The sequence below is a fragment of the Paracoccus ferrooxidans genome, from assembly GCF_029909815.1.
In the GTDB taxonomy this organism is placed as follows: domain Bacteria; phylum Pseudomonadota; class Alphaproteobacteria; order Rhodobacterales; family Rhodobacteraceae; genus Paracoccus; species Paracoccus versutus.
The window spans coordinates 659,440-675,157 of record NZ_CP038202.1; the positions used below are offsets into that span (position 1 = coordinate 659,440).

14 protein-coding genes are annotated in these 15,718 nt (G+C 68.0%); 6 read left to right on the forward strand and 8 right to left on the reverse strand.

The window, feature by feature from the left end; genetic code table 11:
- Nucleotides 1–26 precede the first annotated feature (26 nt).
- Nucleotides 27–362, reverse strand: a complete 336-nt coding sequence (locus tag E3U26_RS20365; protein WP_114534968.1) for a YnfA family protein — start codon at nucleotides 360–362, stop codon at nucleotides 27–29.
- Entirely contained in the window at nucleotides 359–2,329 is a 1,971-nt protein-coding gene (gene parE / locus E3U26_RS20370) for a DNA gyrase/topoisomerase IV subunit B (protein WP_499107460.1), read from the reverse strand. The genes E3U26_RS20365 and parE overlap by 4 nt, the downstream gene beginning before the upstream one ends.
- Nucleotides 2,330–2,594: 265 nt before the next feature.
- On the opposite strand from parE, the gene ppk2 reads away from it, so the two are divergent.
- Entirely contained in the window at nucleotides 2,595–3,590 is a 996-nt protein-coding gene (ppk2, locus tag E3U26_RS20375; RefSeq protein ID WP_244294952.1) for a polyphosphate kinase 2, read from the forward strand.
- A gap of 584 nt (nucleotides 3,591–4,174) precedes the next feature.
- Here the strand turns inward: ppk2 and E3U26_RS20380 are convergent.
- From E3U26_RS20380 to E3U26_RS20400, 5 genes are all read right to left on the reverse strand, one after another.
- A complete protein-coding gene (locus E3U26_RS20380) occupies nucleotides 4,175–4,834 on the reverse strand; it encodes a glutathione S-transferase family protein (RefSeq protein ID WP_036749614.1) in 660 nt (219 codons plus the stop codon).
- 36 nt (nucleotides 4,835–4,870) lie between these two features.
- Nucleotides 4,871–6,052 (reverse strand): dipeptidase, encoded by a 1,182-nt coding sequence (locus E3U26_RS20385; protein WP_499107461.1) that lies wholly within the window; start codon nucleotides 6,050–6,052, stop codon nucleotides 4,871–4,873.
- A gap of 226 nt (nucleotides 6,053–6,278) precedes the next feature.
- Nucleotides 6,279–8,135: a M3 family oligoendopeptidase gene (locus E3U26_RS20390; RefSeq protein ID WP_499107462.1), complete on the reverse strand. Its 1,857-nt coding sequence runs from the start codon at nucleotides 8,133–8,135 to the stop codon at nucleotides 6,279–6,281.
- 89 nt (nucleotides 8,136–8,224) lie between these two features.
- The gene (locus E3U26_RS20395) at nucleotides 8,225–9,169 is read right to left on the reverse strand and encodes an alpha/beta fold hydrolase (RefSeq protein WP_036749618.1); all 945 of its coding nucleotides are present in this window, start codon (nucleotides 9,167–9,169) and stop codon (nucleotides 8,225–8,227) included.
- A 4-nt stretch (nucleotides 9,170–9,173) separates the two neighbouring features.
- Nucleotides 9,174–9,458 (reverse strand): SCP2 sterol-binding domain-containing protein, encoded by a 285-nt coding sequence (locus E3U26_RS20400; RefSeq protein WP_036749621.1) that lies wholly within the window; start codon nucleotides 9,456–9,458, stop codon nucleotides 9,174–9,176.
- A gap of 50 nt (nucleotides 9,459–9,508) precedes the next feature.
- Between E3U26_RS20400 and E3U26_RS20405 the strand changes: the two genes are divergently transcribed.
- The 5 genes from E3U26_RS20405 (at nucleotide 9,509) to E3U26_RS20425 (ending at nucleotide 14,929) form a co-directional block, all read left to right on the forward strand.
- On the forward strand, nucleotides 9,509–10,255 hold the full coding sequence (locus tag E3U26_RS20405; RefSeq protein ID WP_499107464.1) for a tetratricopeptide repeat protein: 747 nt from the start codon (nucleotides 9,509–9,511) through the stop codon (nucleotides 10,253–10,255).
- A complete protein-coding gene (locus E3U26_RS20410) occupies nucleotides 10,255–13,182 on the forward strand; it encodes a DEAD/DEAH box-containing ATP-dependent helicase (RefSeq protein ID WP_499107466.1) in 2,928 nt (975 codons plus the stop codon). Before E3U26_RS20405 ends, E3U26_RS20410 begins: the two co-directional genes overlap by 1 nt.
- Nucleotides 13,179–13,448, forward strand: a complete 270-nt coding sequence (locus tag E3U26_RS20415; protein WP_036749632.1) for an RNA-binding S4 domain-containing protein — start codon at nucleotides 13,179–13,181, stop codon at nucleotides 13,446–13,448. Before E3U26_RS20410 ends, E3U26_RS20415 begins: the two co-directional genes overlap by 4 nt.
- Nucleotides 13,449–13,628: 180 nt before the next feature.
- Nucleotides 13,629–13,967 (forward strand): ferredoxin FdxA, encoded by a 339-nt coding sequence (fdxA, locus tag E3U26_RS20420; protein ID WP_024845187.1) that lies wholly within the window; start codon nucleotides 13,629–13,631, stop codon nucleotides 13,965–13,967.
- A gap of 452 nt (nucleotides 13,968–14,419) precedes the next feature.
- On the forward strand, nucleotides 14,420–14,929 hold the full coding sequence (locus tag E3U26_RS20425; protein WP_036749634.1) for a CarD family transcriptional regulator: 510 nt from the start codon (nucleotides 14,420–14,422) through the stop codon (nucleotides 14,927–14,929).
- A gap of 150 nt (nucleotides 14,930–15,079) precedes the next feature.
- On the opposite strand, the gene E3U26_RS20430 is transcribed toward E3U26_RS20425, so the two are convergent.
- Nucleotides 15,080–15,655 carry a LysE family translocator gene (locus E3U26_RS20430; protein WP_072460741.1) on the reverse strand — a complete coding sequence of 192 codons (576 nt, stop codon included), beginning with the start codon at nucleotides 15,653–15,655 and terminating at the stop codon, nucleotides 15,080–15,082.
- Nucleotides 15,656–15,718: the final 63 nt, after the last annotated feature.

Below are 15,718 nucleotides of genomic sequence, written 5' to 3' on the forward strand. Positions count from 1 at the left end.
TCGCGACGCCGCGTGCGCGGCGGGGGCTATCCCGTGCGCGACCCGGCCAGGATCACCATCGCCCCCAGCACGCAAAGCCCGCCGCCGAGCAGATCCCAGCGCGTCGGCACCTGGCCTTCGGTCAGCCAAAGCCAGCCCAGCGAGGCCGTGACATAGATCCCGCCATAGGCCGCATAGGCGCGGCCGGCGAAATCGGCATCCACCCGCGTCAGGAGCCAGGCGAAAACCGCCAGGGACAGCATCCCCGGAACCAGCCAGAGCGGCGATTTGCCAAGCCGCAGCCAGGCCCAGAAGGCAAAGCAGCCGGCAATCTCGGCCAGCGCCGCCAGGACATAGATCGCAAGCGGAGCGGCCAGGATCACACGTCCAGTTCCTCGGCATCGGCGAACTGGGCATTCTCCTGGATGAACTGGAAGCGCAGTTCGGGCTTCTTGCCCATCAGCCGCTCGACCAGGTCTCCGGTCTCGCCGCCCTCTTCCTCGTCGATCGAGACGCGGATCAGCTTGCGCGTCCGGGGGTTCATCGTGGTGTCCTTCAGGTCCTTGGCGTCCATCTCGCCCAGGCCCTTGAAGCGCTGCACGTCGATCTTGCCCTTGCCGCCCAGGCCCTTGGCCAGCCACGCCTCTTTCTCGGCGTCGTCGGCGACATAGATGCGATGCGGCCCTTGCGTCAGCCGGTAAAGCGGCGGGCAGGCCAGGTAGAGATGCCCCTTGTCGATCAGCGGCCGCATCTGGGTGAAGAAGAAGGTCATCAGCAGGCTGGCGATATGGGCGCCGTCCACATCGGCATCCGTCATGATGATGACCTTGTCATAGCGCAGGTCGTCGACGTTGAAGCGCGAGCCCATGCCGACCCCCAGCGCCTGGCAGAGATCGGCGATCTCCTGGTTCGAGCCCAGCTTGGACGAGGCCGCGCCCAGCACGTTCAGGATCTTGCCGCGCAAGGGCAGCAGCGCCTGGGTGGTGCGTTCGCGCGCCATCTTGGCGCTGCCGCCCGCCGAATCGCCCTCGACGATGAAAAGCTCGGTGCCCTCGCGGTTGGTGGCCGAGCAATCGACCAGCTTGCCGGGCAGGCGCAGCTTTTTCGTGGCCGACTTGCGGGCGGTTTCCTTTTCCTGCCGGCGCCGCAGCCGCTCCTCGGCGCGCAGCACCAGGAAGTCCAGGATGGCGCCGGCCGATTTGGTATCCGCCGCCAGCCAGTTGTCGAAATGGTCGCGCACCGCGCCCTCGACCAGGCGCTGCGCCTCGGTGGTGGCCAGCCGGTCCTTGGTCTGGCCGACGAATTCCGGCTCGCGGATGAAGCAGGAAACCAGCGCGCAGCCGCCCGCCAGCAGGTCGTCGCGGGTGATCTGCGCCGCCTTCTTGTTGCTCACCCGCTCGCCATAGGCGCGGATGCCGCGCAGGATCGCCGACCAGAAGCCGGCCTCATGGGTGCCGCCCTCGGGCGTGGGCACGGTGTTGCAATAGGACTGGATGAAGCCGTCGCGCGACGGCGTCCAGTTGATCGCCCAGTCCACCTTGCCCGGCGTGTTGAACTTTTCCTTGAAATCGACGCTGCCGGCAAAGGGGCGGTCGGCATAGGTCGAGGCATTGCCCAGCACCTCGCCCAGGTAATCGGCAAGCCCGCCCGGAAAGTGGAACGTGGCCTCCAGCGGCGTTTCGCCGTCGTCGATCTCGGACTTCCAGCGGATCTCGACGCCCGAGAACAGATAGGCCTTGGACTTGACCATGCGCAGCAGCCGCGCCGGCTTGAAGCGGTGATGGCCGAAGATCTGGTCGTCGGCGTGGAAGGTGACGGTGGTGCCGCGCCGGTTCGGGGCGGCGCCGACCTTCTCGACCGGGCCCAGCGGCAGGCCGCGCGAGAAGCGCTGCTCGTAAAGCTCGCGGTTGCGGGCGACCTGCACCACCATGCTGTCGGAAAGCGCGTTGACCACCGAGGCGCCGACGCCGTGCAGCCCGCCCGAGGTCTGATAGGCGTCGCCCGAGAATTTGCCGCCGGCGTGCAGCGTGCAGAGGATCACCTCCAGCGCCGACTTGCCGGGGAATTTCGGATGCGGGTCGATGGGGATGCCGCGGCCGTTGTCGCGGATCACCACGCTGAAATCGGCCAGCAGCTCGACCTCGATGCGGCTGGCATGGCCCGCCACCGCCTCGTCCATCGAGTTGTCGAGGATCTCGGCGACCAGGTGATGCAGCGCGCGCTCGTCGGTGCCGCCGATATACATGCCGGGTCGCTTGCGCACCGGCTCCAGCCCCTCCAGCACCTCGATCGAGGATGCCGAATAGCTGTCGGAAGCCTTATCCGCGGCGGGGAAGAGATCGTCGGCCATGGCACCTGCTCGTCTTGTTCTTCTGGGGCGGGGTTATCTCATGCCCGGCGGGCCGGGGGCAAGGGAAAGTGGATCGCCCGCCGCCGACCGCAAGGGATGGGAGGGGGATCATGACGAATTTGCGTCGCTTTCACGACTCGGACCGGGTTTTGTTGACCAGGATCAAAGTGTGCCGCCGCGCGCCGTGCCATATCCTGCGCAGTATCGAGTTGCAGTATGGTCAGGGCATATGGAAGGTCATCCGGTTTCGAGTGAGTCCCTGGTCATGCCGCCGGTTAGCGAGTGCGCCGGGACCGGGGCGGGGACGGCAGAGCCATCGGCCACCCCCGCCATCGTGCCTTCGGCCGATGCGGAGCCCAGGGGGCCGAAAAGCTTTCCCAGCCTCGACCCGGATGCGATCCGGCTGGCCTTCGAAACCGGACGCTATCCCTATCCGCGCCGCATGGGGCGCGTCGCCTATGAGCGGGAAAAGGCCCGGCTGCAGGCAGAGTTGCTGAAGGCGCAGATCTGGGCGCAGGAGACGGGGCAGAAATTCGTCATCCTGTTCGAGGGCCGCGACGCCGCCGGCAAGGGCGGCACGATCAAGCGCTTCATGGAACACCTGAACCCGCGTTTTGCGCGGGTGGTGGCGCTGAACAAGCCCTCCGAGATCGAGCGCGGGCAATGGTTCTTCCAACGCTACATCCGCCACCTGCCGACCGCGGGCGAGATGGTGTTCTACGACCGCAGCTGGTACAACCGCGCCGGGGTCGAGCGGGTCATGGGCTTCTGCTCGCCGGTGGAATACCTGGAATTCATGCGCCAGGCCCCGGAATTCGAGCGCATGCTGGTCCGCTCGGGCATTCGGCTTTACAAATACTGGTTCTCGGTCACCCGCGACGAGCAGCGGGCGCGTTTCGAGGCGCGCGAGACCGATCCGCTGAAGCGCTGGAAGCTTTCGCCCATCGACCTGGCCAGCCTCGACAAATGGGAGGATTACACCGAGGCGAAGGAGGCGATGTTCTTCTATACCGACACCGCCGACGCGCCCTGGACCATCGTCAAGTCGAACGACAAGAAGCGGGCGCGGCTGAACTGCATGCGGCATTTCCTGTCGACGCTGGACTATCCCGACAAGGATGCGGCCATCGCGGCGCCGCCCGATCCGCTGATCGTCGGCCATGCCAGCCATGTGATCCATTCGGCCGAGCATATCCTGGGCGCATCGCTGCACCCCGACCAACGGCGGACGCCGCCGGTGGCGGGCCCGCCCCTGGGGTGATCGCCCGCGCGGCCGTGCCGGCCGCGGGCATTTCCTGAAACCGGCATGGCCGCGAACGGGCGAGATCCTCTGCTTCGCCGGCCCTCGTGTTGAACAGGCAGGCGAGGGAACCCGGCGGGCGGTCCTCTTGCGAGAATCAAGCGCCGGAACCCGACCAGTTCCGGCCTTCTGGCTGTCAGGGACCCAGGCCGCAGGCCGGGAAAACCCCGGCGGCTGGTGCGGTGTCGCAGCGCGCCTGCAGCAAGCTGGAGCGGACGAGACGGCCGTTCCGCCTAACAGGCCGCTGAAAAAGGATTTTGAGAGGGCGACGCAGCGGAAATCGTTCTGGATCCAGCTAATATCGGCCCGAAAATGGGGTGTTTTCGGCAAATTTGAAGCGGATTTTCCGGTGCCCTGCCCGCGCTGTCCTGTCGCAAGGACTTTTTCAGCAGCCTGCTAAAGGCCAAGGAGCGCAAGGGCTTGCGATGCCCAAGGGGGCCGTTCTTTGCCAGACGGGACAGGCGCGGGGCCGAGGTCAGAACAGGTCCGCCGGCTTTGTCCCAAGGTAGTCGCCGAAAGCCCGCGCCTGCCGGATCGCGCCCCGTCTACTCTGGTTCCGCCAGCCGTTCCTGCCACATCTTGCGAAAGGCAGGACGGGCCTGGCAATCGTCAAGCCAGGCGGTGACGGCCGGGAATTGCTCCATCAGCTCGCCATAGCCCTGGGCATAGCGCAGGATCTCGGCCAGGTTCAGGTCGGCCACGGTGAAGCGGCCGCCGACCAGGTGGCCATGCCGGGCAAGGTGATCCTCCAGCACGCGCAGGGGGCGGACCAGCCGCTCGGCGGCATGCGCCACGGTGGCCTGGGCCGCGCCGGGCTGGGCCTGGCCCTTGCCGTGGTTGAACAGGATGACCAGCGCGTCCTGTTCGATGGCGGTGGCGGCGTAGAAGCTCCATTGCAGCATCAGCGCATCCTCGATGGCGTCGGCGGGACCGAAGGGCTGGCCGTATTTGCGCGCCAGGTGCAGGGTGCAGGCCAGCGATTCCGACAGCACCAGGTCGCCGTCCTGGATCACCGGGATGGCGCCTGCGGGCGAGAGCTTCAGGAAATCCGGCGAATGCGTGTTCAGCGGCGCGTCGGATGCATCGGGATCGGGCAGGCGATAGGCCTGGATCACCGGCACCTGCTTGAAGGGCAGGCCCAATTCATGACACAGCCAGATGATGCGCGATGCGCGCGAGCGGGTGACGCCATAGACGGTCAGCATGGGCCTCTCCTTGATGCGGTGGCAGCTTAGGCGGGTTCAGAGCATCTGGGCAAGATAGCGCATCATGTTGCCGCCCATGACCTTGGCGATCTGCTGGTCGCTCAGCCCGGCATCCAGCAATGCCTGGGTCAGCGCGGCCAGATGCGAGGCATCGAAGGGTGCATCGACCGAACCGTCGTAATCCGAGCCGAGCGAGACGTGATCCTCGCCCACCAGCGCGATGGCGGCCTGGATGCCGGCGGCGATGTCGGCCGGGGTCTTGCCGCAGACGACATCGGCCCAATAGCCGATGCCGATCAGCCCGCCCTTGCCGGCGATGGCCTGCAGCAGCGCGTCGTCGAGGTTGCGCGGACTGGGGCAATGGCCGTGGATGCCGGTATGGGACAGGATCGGCCGGGTGCCGGGAATGGCCAGAACGTCGCGCACCATCTGCGGGCTGGCATGGGCCAGGTCGATGATCATGCGCTTGGCCATCATCTCCTCGACCACCTGCCGGCCGAAGGGGCTGAGCTCGGCGCCGCTGCCGCCTTCGCCATGCAGGCTGCCGCCAAGCTCGTTGTCGAAGAAATGCGTCAGGCCCAGCAGGCGGAAACCGGCGCCGTAAAGCACCTGGAGGTTGCCGATCTGCCCCTCCAGCGGATGCGCCCCTTCCGAGCCCAGGATGGCGCCGACCGTCTTCGCGCCGTTCTGCCGCGCCTCCAGCAGGGTCTGCAGATCCTCGGCCGAGCGGATCAGCATGAGCTGGTCGGGCGCGCGCTCGGCGGCGCGGCGCAGGGCGGCGGCCTGGACCAGCGCGCGCTCCTTGAGGCTGAACCAGCTCGGCAGCGGGCGCAGCTGGCCGATGAAGAGCGGGGTGATGTTGTCCGGCGCCTCGGCCGAGTTGCGACCATAGTTCTGGCCGCGCGGGCTCTTGGTGACGGTGGTGAAGACCTGCACCGCGACATTGCCCTCGGCCAGCCGCGGAATGTCGGTATGGCCGCGCTCGGCGCGTCCCAGCAGGTCGCGGTCCCAGAGCAGCGCATCCGAATGCCAGTCGCCGATCACCAGCCGTTGGTGCAGCGCCTCGGCCTGGGGCGAGACCGGCCAGCCCTCGGCGGGCCCGGAAACCGGGTTCAGGCGGCGCTCGACGAATCCCGGCCCCCAGATCGCCACCACGACGGCGGCCAGGGCCGCCAGGCCCAGAAGCCAAAGGATGGTGCGTCGGATCATGCGGATCATGCCGTCCCCTTTTTCGGTTTCCCGGCAGCATAGGACGGGCCCATGCCGCAGGCGACGAAAAACTGCCCCGGCAACGGCTGGGGGAAGAGGGGGCTCTGCCCCCATCCCTTCGGGATTCCCCCGGGATATTTCGACACGGAAGAACGGCGGAAGAGGCCCTGCCGTTCTTTCGTGTCCAAATATCCTCTGGGGGTCCGGGGGGCGAAGCGCCCCCGGCGGCGTGGGTTCAGTCCTCCATGGCCTCGAGTTCCTCGATGAAGCCCTCGATCATCGACAGGCCCTTGTCCCAGAAGGCCGGGTCTGAGGCGTCGAGGCCGAAAGGCGCCAGCAATTCCTTGTGATGGCGCGAGCCGCCCGCCGCCAGCATGTCGAAATATTTCGCCTGGAACTCGGGCAGCCCGTCCTCGTAGGCGGCGTAAAGCGCGTTCACCAGCCCGTCGCCGAAGGCATAGGCATAGACGTAGAAGGGCGAATGCACGAAATGCGGCACATAGGTCCAGAAGGTCTCGTAGCCCGGCATGAATTCGAAGGCATCGCCCAGGCTTTCCGCCTGCACCGACATCCACAGCGCGTTGATGTCGTCCGGCGTCAGCTCGCCCCGCGCGCGGGCGGCGTGCAGCTTGCATTCGAAGTCGTAGAAGGCGATCTGGCGCACCACCGTGTTGATCATGTCCTCGACCTTGCCGGCCAGCAGCGCCTTGCGCTGCGCCTTGTCCGCAGTCCGGGCCAGGAGCGCGCGGAAGGTCAGCATTTCGCCGAAGACGCTGGCCGTTTCGGCCAGGGTCAGCGGGGTCGCGGCCAGCAGTTCCCCCTGCGCTGCCGCCAGCCGCTGGTGGACGCCGTGGCCCAGTTCATGCGCCAGGGTCATCACGTCGCGCGGCTTGCCCAGATAGTTCAGCAGCACATAGGGATGGACGGTGGTCACGGTCGGATGGGCGAAGGCGCCCGGCGCCTTGCCGGGTTTCACCGCCGCGTCGATCCAGCCCTGCTCGAAGAAGGGCTGCGCCAGTTCCGCCAGCCTCGGCGAGAAGCCGGCATAGGCGTCCAGCACCGTCGCCTGCGCCTCGGCCCAGGGGATCAGGCGCGGGCTTTCGCTGGGCAGCGGCGCGTTGCGGTCCCAGACCTGGAGCTTGTCGAGCCCCAGCCAGCGCGCCTTGAGCCGGTAGTAGCGATGCGACAGGCGCGGATAGGCGGCGGTGACGGCGTTCTTCAGCGCCTCGACCACCTCGGGCTCGACATGGTTCGACAGGTGCCGCGCCGTCTGCGGCGTCGGCATCTTGCGCCACTTGTCCTCGATGGCCTTTTCCTTGGCGAGCGTGTTGTGGATGCGGGCGATGAGCTTGACGTTCCTGCCGAAGACCTCGGCCAGGGCGCGGGCGCCGGCCTCGCGCCGGGCGCGGTCGTGGTCGGTCAGCAGGTTCAGCGTCGCCTCCAGCCCCAGTTCCTCGTCCTCGCCCTCGACGGCGAAGGTCAGGCCGGCCGTGGTCTCGTCGAAGAGCCGGTTCCAGGCGGCGGCGCCGACCACGGAATTGTCGTGCAGGAAGCGTTCCAGCTCGTTCGAGAGCTGATAGGGGCGCATCGCGCGCATGCGGTCGAAGACCGGCTTGTAGCGGGCGGGACCGTTCGGCGCGGCGAAGATTTCCTCGTAGCGCGCATCGGGGATGCGGTTGAACTCCAGGCTGAAGAACACGAGCTTGGTCGTTGCCGCGGTGATGCGGTCCTGAAGGTCGCCCATCTGCTTGGCGCGGGCCGAATCGGTGGTGTTCTGGTAATAGCGCAGCCCGGCATAGGACATGACCCGCCCGGCCAGGATGTCGATCTCCTGGTAGCGCTCGATGCATTCCAGCATCTTGCCGGCGTCGAGCGAGACCAGCTTGCCGTCGTAGTCGCGGGCGAAGATGCAGCAGGCCCGCTCGACCGCCTCGACGTCGCGGGCCAGTTCCGGCGAATCGGGCGCGGGATAGAGATCGCCCAGGTCCCATTCCGGCAGCGCGCCCAGATCGGGGGTTTTGGCCGGGACAGGCAAGGCATTCTCGTCTCGCGGCAGGACGCGGTCCAGGGGGCTGCGGGCAGAAATCGTCATGATCGCTCCTTTCGTATGGTCAACATGTGACCTCTGAACCGCCGGGCTGCAAGCCATGCGATGTGCAGGGCGGGGGCGCGGGATGCGGTTCAGGATGCGGCGGCGGCGCCGAAATGGGCGATGGCGGCGTCCAGGAAGCGGCTGCGGACGGGGTCGCGTTCCATCATCGGCTCGTGCCGGCAATCGGCCAGGTCCAGCAGCCGGGCGCCGGGCCAGGCGGCGGCGCGGCTGCGGATGGCCTGGGGCGAGACGACCCGCTCGCGATCCCCCAGCGCGATCAGCGCCGGCAGCGCGGGCGGGGGCAGGGCGGCCAGGCGCCGGCATTCCAGAAGCGCCGCGCGCAGCCAGTCGTTGCTGGCGCCGCCGACCGAGATGTCGGGCCAGGCCGCGGCCTCGGCCACCAGCCGGCCCCAGCGCCGGCCGTCATGGGTCAGCAGGTTGTCGTGGAACGGGTCCATCAGCACGAAGCTGTTCTCGCCCCCCGTGCGCGGCGCGGGGTGGCCGCCGCGGCCCAGCCGGCCCAGCGTGGTGGCAAACGCCAGCGCCAGCGCCTCGGGCACGCCGCGCAGGTTGATGCCCCACATCGGCGCCGAGAACGCCGCGCCTTGCACCGGCAGGCCCGAGTCGAGCGCGGCAAGGCCGATGGTGCCGCCCATGGAATGCGCCAGCAGGTGCCAGGGCCGCGGCAGGTCCAGTTCCTGCGCCGCGACCACCAGTTCGACCACGTCGCGCTGGTAATCGGCGAAATCGCCGATATGGCCGGGCCGGACATTGTCCTGCAGGCGGTCGGACATGCCCTGTCCGCGCCAGTCCAGCGCCAGCACGTCCAGCCCGGCGGCGTTCAGGTCGGCCGCGACCTCGGCGTATTTCTCCAGGTATTCGGTGCGGCCCGGAAACAGCAGCACCGTGCCCGAGGCGCCGCCCGCGGCCCAATGCGCCGCCCGCAGGCGCACCCCGTCCTCGGCCCGCAGCCAGAAGGCGCGGGCCAGGGGCAGGGGGTCGCCGGGCAGCGTGTTGAAGGGCGCGGGCTTCATCGCTTCAGGACAGCAGCGCGCCCAGCTTCATCGCCGTGCCCATCGAGCCGTCGACCCGCAGCTTGCCGGTCATGAAGGCAGTGGTCGGGTTCACGTCGCCCGACAGCAGGCCCTCGAAGGTCTCGCGGCTGGCGGTCAGCGTCACCTCGGCCTCGTCGTCGGCGGCACGGGCACCGTCGGCGTCGATATAGACCGCCCCCTCGCCCTCGATGACGAATTTGGCGGTGCCGTCGAAGCCCTTGGCCTTTTCGTCCAGCGCGGCCACGGCTGCCTCGATGACTTTGCTCATTCTGGGATCTCCTGTTCTCGTGTCTGGAATTAGACGATGGGGAAAGTTACATGGGGAATATGCTTTTGCCAGTCCCCCATTTCCATCTTGCCGTTGCGGCAGCGCTTTTCCTGGGGCTGGCGGCGGCCGGCCCCGGCCATGCGCGGCAGGACGGGGGCCCCTTGCCCCATGCGATGCCGGTGCAGGACGCACCGCCGCAGGACGATATTCCCGAGGACGAGGAGGGTCCGCCCGAAGACGAAGGCGAGGCGCTGCCCGAAAGCCCGCTTTCCGAACCCGCGGCCCCCTCCGAGCCGACCGCCGAGGCGCGGCTGCGCGAGCGCGAGGACCTGGACCTGCTGTTTGCCGAACTGGCCCAGCCGGGCGGCGAGACCTGGGCGCGGGCCGAGACCGACATCCTGCGCATCTGGTCGCGCTCCGGCTCGGCGGCGATGGACCTGCTCTACAAGCGGGGCGAGGCGGCGCTGGACACGGGCGACACCGTCACCGCCATCGGCCACCTGACCGCGCTGACCGACCATGCGCCGGATTTCGCGGCGGGCTGGTATCTGCGCTCGGTCGCCTTCTATCTGGAGGGGGATTTCGGCCCGGCCATCGCCGATCTGGGGCAGGTGCTGCGGCTCGAGCCGCGCCATTTCGGCGCCCTGACCCAGCTGGGCACCATCCTCGAGGAACTGGGCGACGACCGGGACGCGCTGGAGGCCTTTCGCCAGAGCCTGAAGATCCACCCCCATCAACAGGAGGCGCAGGATGCCGTCCAGCGCCTCGAACGCAAATTGCAGGGCACCGACGCCTGATGAGTGACAGATCGCGGGTCACGGCCGTCCTTGGCCCGACCAATACCGGCAAGACGCATTATGCCATCGACCGGATGCTGGCGCATCACACCGGGGTCATCGGCCTGCCGCTGCGCCTGCTGGCGCGCGAGGTCTATGACCGCATCGTCAAGGCGCGCGGCCCCTCGGTCGTGGCGCTGGTCACGGGCGAGGAGCGGATCGTGCCCGAGCGCGTGCAATACTGGGTCGCCACCACCGAGGCCATGCCCGAGGTCGGCGCCGATTTCGTCGCCATCGACGAGATCCAGCTTTGCGCCGACCCCGAGCGCGGCCATGTCTTCACCGACCGGCTGCTCAACATGCGCGGGCTGCATGAAACCCTGCTGCTGGGCAGCGACACCATGCGCCCGGCCATCGCCGCGCTGGTGCCGCAGGCGCAGTTCATGCGGCGCGAGCGGTTCTCGGCCCTGTCATGGGCCGGCTCGAAAAAGATCAGCCGGATGCCGGCGCGCTCGGCCATCGTCTGCTTCTCGGTCGAGGAGGTCTATGCCACGGCCGAGCTGATCCGCCGCCAGAAGGGCGGCTGCGCCGTGGTCATGGGGGCGCTGAGCCCGCGCACCCGCAACGCGCAGGTCGCCATGTATCAGGCGGGCGAGGTCGATTACCTGGTCGCCACCGATGCCATCGGCATGGGGCTGAACCTCGACATCCGCCACATCGCCTTTTCCGCCACCGAGAAATTCGACGGCCGCCGCTATCGCCCGCTGTTCCCGCATGAGCTGGGCCAGATCGCCGGCCGGGCGGGGCGGCATACCGAGCCGGGCAGCTTCGGCGTCACCGGCGATGCCGCGCCGCTGGACGAGGGGCTGATCGAGGCGATCGAGAACCACCGCTTCCAGCCGATCGGCCGGCTGATGTGGCGCAATGCCGCGCTGGAATTCGGCACGGTCGAGCGGCTCTTGCAAAGCCTCGAGACGCAGCCGCAATCGGAATGGCTGGTGCGCGGGCGCGAGGCGGACGACATCCGCGCGCTCAAGGCGCTGTCGGCGATGCCCGAGATCCGCGACCAGGTGACGCATCCGCGCGAGGTGCGGCTGCTCTGGGACGTCTGCCGGATCCCGGATTTCCGCTCGATCTCGGCGGCCGAGCATTCGACGCTGCTGGCGCGGATCTTCGGCTTTCTGCGCGAGGGCAAGGTGCCCGGCGACTGGCTGGAGGGGCAGATCCGCCGCATTGACCGGATTCAGGGCGACATCGACACATTGTCGAAACGATTGGCATATATACGCACCTGGACCTATGTTGCCCAACGATCCGGCTGGGTGTCGGACGAAAGTCATTGGCGTGCCGAGACGCGCGCGGTAGAAGATCGGTTGTCGGACGCGTTGCACGCGGCTCTGACGCAAAGATTCGTGGACCGGCGCACTTCCGTGCTGCTGCGCCGGCTCAAACAGAAGGAGAGCCTTTTGGCCGAGGTGAATGACAAGGGCGAAGTGACGGTCGAGGGCGAATTCGCCGGCCGTCTGGAAGGCTTCCGCTTCCACGCCGATCCGAGCGCAACCGGGGACGAGGCGCGGATGCTGCAACGCGCCGCCTATGAGGCGCTGCGCCCCGAGTTCCATCTGCGCGCCGACCGCTTCTACAACGCGCCGGATACCGAGTTGGACTTCACCGAGCAGGGCGGCCTGATGTGGGGCAGCTCGGCGGTGGGCAAGCTGGTCAAGGGCGCCGAGGCGCTGAAACCCGGCGTCGAGGCCTTCGTCGACGAGGAGGCGGGCCCCGAGATCGCCGAGAAGGTGCGCCGCCGCCTGCAGCATTTCATCGACCGCAAGATCGCCACCCTGTTCGAGCCGCTGCTGGCGCTCAGGAACGACGAGACGCTGGCCGGGCTGGCCCGCGGCTTCGCCTTCCGCCTGGTCGAGGCGCTGGGTGTGCTGCCGCGCGAGGGCGTGGCGACCGAGGTCAAGGAACTTGACCAGGACGCGCGCGGCCTTCTGCGCAAGCATGGCGTGCGCTTCGGCCAGTTCACCATCTTCCAGCCGGCGCTGCTGAAGCCGGCGCCGACCCGGCTCCGGCTGGTGCTTTGGGGGCTGGACCAGGGCCTGTCGGAATTCCCCGAAAGCCCGCCGCCCGGCCTGGTGACGATCCCCAACCTGCCCGACGTGCCCAAGGGCTATTACACGCTGTCGGGCTATCACCCGGCGGGCGAGCGGGCGATTCGCATCGACATGCTCGAGCGGCTGGCCGACATGCTGCGCGGCCAGGACAGCCGCGGCGGCTTCGAGGCGACGCCCGACATGCTGTCGATCACCGGCATGACGCTGGAGCAGTTCGCCGGGCTGATGCAGGGCCTGGGCTATCGCGCCGAGCGGGGCGAGCGCCCCAAGGCCCGCGCCGAGGCGGCGCCCGCCGCCGAGCCCGCGCCGCAAGAGGCCGACCACGAGCATCCGCTGACCGAGGAGGAAAGCGTGCTTGCCGCCGAGACCCGCGCCAAATGGGAGGCCGAGCAGGCCGCCCGCAAGGCCGCCGAGGCGGAGGCCGAGGTCGTTGCGGCCGGAGCCGGCGCCGAACCTGGCGAAGCGGCGCCCGAGACCGAGGTGTTCTACAGCTTCACCTGGGCTCCGCGTCCCCGCGGCGGCCATCGCCGGCCCGAGCGCCAAGGTCAGGGCCAAGGCCAAGGGCAGGGTCAGGGCCGCCCGCAGGGCGAGCGCGGCCCGCGCCGCGAACGCGAGGCGGGGCAGGAGAATCGGCGCGACGGCAAGCCCTTCGAAGGCAAGCCGCGCGGCGAACGCGGCGACCGGCCCGACCGCGGCCCGAAGGGCAAGCCCAAGGGCAAGCCGCGCCATGACGGTCCCAAGAGCTTCGAGGCCCGCCCGCCGCGCGCCGAGAAACAGGCCGACCCGGACAGCCCCTTCGCCGTTCTCGCCGCGCTCAAGAACAAGACGTGAGAGGGGAAGGCGGCGAAAGCATCAGGCTCGACCGCTGGCTGCATCACGCGCGGCTGTTCAAGACCCGCACCCTGGCCGCCGATGCGATCGGCGCCGGGGGCATCCGGCTGAACGGCCAGCCCTGCAGCAAGCCGGCGCAGGCGGTGCGGGGCGGCGATACCGTCACCGTTTCGGCCCATGGCCGGGTCAGGGTGCTGCGGATCGTGCTTCTGGGCGAACGCCGCGGCCCGGCCACCGAGGCGGCCACGCTTTACGAGGAACTCTAGGCTGGCGAAGGACTCCGGTCAGCCGGACAAGGAACCGGGTTCCTGCCCGCGCCCCTGCGACAGAACGCCATCCCATCCCGGCCGGGGCTCGGCCCTATCCTCGTCTTTTCGCCGGCGGTGGCCTTGATTGATGGCTGCGGCGGGCGTAACTAGCCGATCAGGAAACAGGAATATCTCGCCATGACCTATGTCGTCACCGAAAACTGCATCATGTGCAAATACACCGACTGCGTCGAGGTGTGCCCCGTGGACTGTTTTTATGAAGGCGAGAACACGCTGGTCATCCATCCCGACGAATGCATCGACTGCGGCGTCTGCGAACCGGAATGCCCGGCCGATGCGATTCGCCCCGATACCGAGCCCGACATGGAAACATGGGTCGAGTTCAACCGCAAATATGCCGAATCCTGGCCAGTGATCACCCGCAAGAAGGATCCGATGCCCGGCTATCAGGAGATGGACGGCATGCCCGGCAAGCTGGAGAAATATTTCTCGGAAGCGCCCGGCGAGGGGGATTGAGACCTCCGGTCCCGTTCGTGGGGCCGATTTCGTTTGAAATGCTAACGACTGTGCCGATCCTGCATCATATGTCGGATTTGACTGTCGTATCGCTTGGCGGGACGGGGCCGCAACCGCTAGATCGCATCCGTGGCGAGGGCGTCGATTCGCCCTGGCCATGCATCGGCTCTGTTCGGTGAAGCGTTCCCTGGTATTGAGTCTGAACGATTTTCTTTCGTCAAACGGGGCCGGTGCCGCTTTTCAGGGAACCTTTGAACCGGCGCGATTTTTGTGCTATGGTGCAGCCATCTCGCGCCGGTCGGGCTGCTTTTGTGGCCTGGCCGGCGCTGCTGCCTGTCCTGATCGACTGCCCGGTCAGAAGTGCAAGAACAACAATGTTGGCCCGTAAGGGGGGATTGTCCCGCCTTGGGGGTTTTTGTGCCGCGTGGCGGTGCAACTGCGAAGGATGCCCAATGTCGAAAGCCAAGAAGACCGAATTCCGCCCCGATGACTTTGTCGTCTATCCCACCCATGGCGTGGGTCGCATCGTTTCGATCGAAGAGCAGGAGGTGGCGGGACTGCGCCTCGAAATGTTCGTGATCTCGTTCGAAAAGGACAAGATGACCCTGCGCGTGCCCACCGCCCGCGCGACCGAGATCGGCATGCGCGGCCTCTCGACCCCGGACCTGGTCGAGCGGGCGCTGGACACGCTGAAGGGCAAGGCCCGCGTCAAGCGCGCGATGTGGTCGCGCCGCGCCCAGGAATATGAGCAAAAGATCAACTCGGGCGACCTGATGTCGATCGCCGAGGTGGTGCGCGACCTGCATCGCAACGACGACCAGCGCGAGCAGTCCTATTCCGAGCGCCAGCTCTACGAGGCCGCGCTGGACCGCCTGACCCGCGAGGTCGCCGCCGTGTCCGGCATGGACGAAGCCGGCGCGCAGAAGAAGGTCGAAACCGTGCTGACCGCCCGCGCCGCCTGAGGGCAGGCCGTCGGGATGATCGGGGCGCCCGCAGGGGCGCCCTTTTTCATGCCGAGAGGCGGGAAAGCCGCGCCCGAGGCGGCAAAACCCCGTTGGGAAAAGTTGCCCGCGTCGGGCGCGCATCAGGCCAGTCGGGTAAAGTTGCCGGCGTCAGGCGCGCATCAGGCCGAAGACCAGCGAGATCGAAACCAGTGCCAGCCAGACCGAGGCGAGCCGCTGGACGCCTTGCAGCCGCTTTCCGCCGCCGTTTCCCGCCTGCGTCAAGGCCCCGGCGCAGCCCCAGGCCAGGGCCGCGCCCATCACCATCAGGCAGAACATCCCCAGCCGTGTCGCGAAGGCCGGATCCTGCGGCGCGGGAAGCAGGACCAGGCCGAAGATCAGCGCCTTGGGGTTCAGGACGGTGGTCACGTAGATCCGCCGCGCGCCGACCCCGCGGCTTTCGCCCTCATCGCCGGGCGCACGCCACAGCGCCGTCGCCAGGACCATGATCCAGGCGGCCGCCGCCAGTTTCAGCCCGACGGCCAGGGCCGGCACCTGTTCCAGCAGCCCCGCGCCCAGGAAGGCCAGCGGCAGGACGGTCGTCAGATAGCCCGCCAGTTCCGCGGGCAGCAGGCGCGCGACGCTGGCCAGCCCGCGCCGCGCCCCGGCGATCCCCATCAGCGTATTCGTCGGCCCCGGCGCCAGCAGCAGCGCCAGAACCGCCGAAACGAATGCCGTCATGGTCATCGGTCGCGTCCCTTCTCAATCCTGCCTGCGCGCTATCATGGCCTTCCCCTGGATGAATTGATC